Origin of the sequence: Pseudomonas sp. Sample_9 (genome assembly GCF_004307535.1) — a bacterium.
GTDB lineage: Bacteria > Pseudomonadota > Gammaproteobacteria > Pseudomonadales > Pseudomonadaceae > Aquipseudomonas > Aquipseudomonas mercuritolerans.
Genome location: NZ_RAZO01000046.1, coordinates 1 through 2524 on the forward strand (window position 1 = coordinate 1; position 2524 = coordinate 2524).

Genomic DNA, 2524 nt, shown 5'->3' on the forward strand with positions numbered 1-2524 from the left:
CAGCACTTCAGCCTCAAGCACTTTGCTGACGACATCGTTAGCTTTTTCACGGCTCAGGCCGACGCGTTCAAGCAGGGCATCCGGAATATCTTCATCCGGCCCAGAGCCAATCCCGCGACTACGCAGCAGGCGTACGGCCAGGCAGACGAGGTTCGGGTATTCGGCGTAGGCGCCGTCGTAGCTTGGGTCGTGCTGGAAGCGCAGGGCGGTGGCCAGCTCATCGGGCATGTCCCAGTAGCGCATCAGCCACGAGCCGATCTGTTCGCGGCTGATACCCAGCAGGTGTTGCTCGATATAGCTGTGGCACAGATGCGGGTTGACCTCCAGGTGGCGGCAGATCAGCGAGAAGTGCGGCGGGAACACGTGGGCCAGCAGCAGGTAGCCGAAGTTGTGCAGCAGGCCGGCGAGGTAGGTCAGGCCGGCTTCCGGGCGCTGGGCGCGCGGCATGGCGCGGGTCAGGCCTTCGATGACGGCGGCGGTGTAGATCGACTGCTGCCAGTACGGCGTGGTGTGTTGCGGGTGGTCTTTGGGCAGGCTCAGGGTCTTGCCGAGGGCCAGGCCCAGCGCCAGGTTGATCACCAGATCGAAACCCAGCACACGAACGATTGCGTCTTCAACTGAACGAATCTTGCCCGGCGAGGCGTAATACGGCGACGCCGCCCAGCTCACCACTTGTGCGGCCAGTGCCGGATCGGTTTCAACCACGCCAGTGATGTCGTCGATTGTGGCGTTCGGATCAACGCGCAACTTGATGATTTTTTGTGCAGTCTCGGCCAGCGGCGGAATCTCGATGGTCGCCTCCAGACGCTGCTGAATGCGCCGCGCGGTGAACGCCTGCACGGCCTGGGTGATTTCCTCGCGGTCATCGTCCGGGCGGTCGAGGTTCGGGCGGATGCTGCTCAGGGCTTCGCCGAAGTTGGCGGCGCTGGCTTTGGTCAGCATCGATTTGAAGTCTTCGCTGCTGATTTCCAGCAGCAGGCCCGGCTCGCCGGAGTTGATCAGCAGCTTCGGCTCGCGCAGCAGGCTTTCTTCGTAGAGGCACGGCGAACTGGTTAGCGCGGGCAGGCCTGGGAGCAGGCTCAGATTGTGTTTGCCGAGCATCTTTTCCAGACGCTCGGTGGACACGGCTGTGAGGCGGCGGCCAGTGAGTTCGGCGAGACGATTGAGATCCAGCAACTGGCTCTGTGGAAACAGCACCATCAACGCGCCCACGGCGTCATCCAGCAACACGGCCTGCACTTTGCGCGAGGCATTGAGGCCGTGGTGGTCGAGCACTTCTTCGTAGGCAACGCCCAGCTTGTTGAGCAGCAGCCGAATAACAGACGGAGCTTGCGGAGATTCGGGGACGAGAGCAGCTTCGGTCATGGTCTGTATCCGTTTTTGAAACAATGGCAGGAGTATAACCAGCTCTGTAGGAACGATCCTGCACAAACTGCGACGGTGCTCACACTTGGCCGTATTGCTGCCCATGCCGCAGCCAACGGTCGAGCAATGGGCTGACGTGGGTCGGCCAGCGCTCCAGCAAAGCCTGGGCAGCATCGCGCACGGCAGGCAGCAGGTCGGCGTCGCGCATCAGGTCGGCGACCTTGAATTGCAGCAGGCCGGTCTGGCGGGTGCCGAGCATTTCCCCGGGGCCGCGCAGTTCGAGGTCTTTTTCGGCGATGACGAAACCGTCGTTGGTCTCGCGCATGATGCCAAGGCGCTGGCGGCCGATCTGCGACAGCGGCGGATGGTAGAGCAGCACGCAATGGCTGGCCGCGCTGCCCCGACCAACACGACCGCGCAACTGGTGCAGTTGCGCGAGGCCGAGGCGCTCTGGATTTTCAATGATCATCAAGCTGGCGTTGGGCACGTCGACACCGACTTCGATCACCGTGGTGGCGACCAGCAGTTGCAGGTTGCCGGCCTTGAACTCGGCCATCACCGCAGCTTTTTCAACCGGCTTCATGCGCCCGTGAATCAGCCCGACCTTCAATTCGCCGAGGGCGGCGGTGAGGTCTTCGAACGTGGTTTCGGCGGCCTGGCAAGTCAGTTCTTCGGATTCTTCAATCAGCGTGCAGACCCAATAGGCCTGACGGCCCTCGGCGCAGGCGCTGCGTACCCTTTCGATGACTTCGACGCGGCGGGTGTCGGTGACCAAAACGGTGTTGACCGGCGTTCGGCCGGGCGGTAGTTCATCGAGGATCGAGGTGTCGAGATCGGCGTAGGCACTCATCGCCAATGTGCGTGGAATCGGCGTGGCGGTCATGATCAGTTGATGTGGGCACATGCGCCCGCCGACGCCTTTCTGCCGCAATGCCAGACGCTGTTGCACGCCGAAGCGGTGCTGTTCGTCGATGATCACCAGCGCAAGGTTCTTGAACTGCACTTCGTCCTGAAACAGCGCGTGGGTGCCGACTACCATCGGCGTGCCGCTGGCGATCTGCTCCAGTGCGGCTGCGCGATTCTTGCCCTTGAGCTTGCCGGCCAGCCACGCGACTTCAATGCCCAGCGGTTCGAGCCAGCGCTTGAAGGTGATGAAGTG

Annotated in this window: 2 protein-coding genes; both read right to left on the bottom strand. The window is 62.5% G+C overall.

The annotated features are described in order from the left end of the window. Positions 1–1365: aminoacyl-tRNA deacylase and HDOD domain-containing protein (locus D6877_RS02790; protein ID WP_130909767.1), on the bottom strand; the 1365-nt coding region annotated here is incomplete at its 3' end. 79 nt (positions 1366–1444) lie between these two features. Beyond that, positions 1445–2524, bottom strand: a 1080-nt coding sequence (locus tag D6877_RS02795) for an ATP-dependent DNA helicase RecG (RefSeq protein ID WP_130909768.1), incomplete at its 5' end; no start/stop codon positions are given.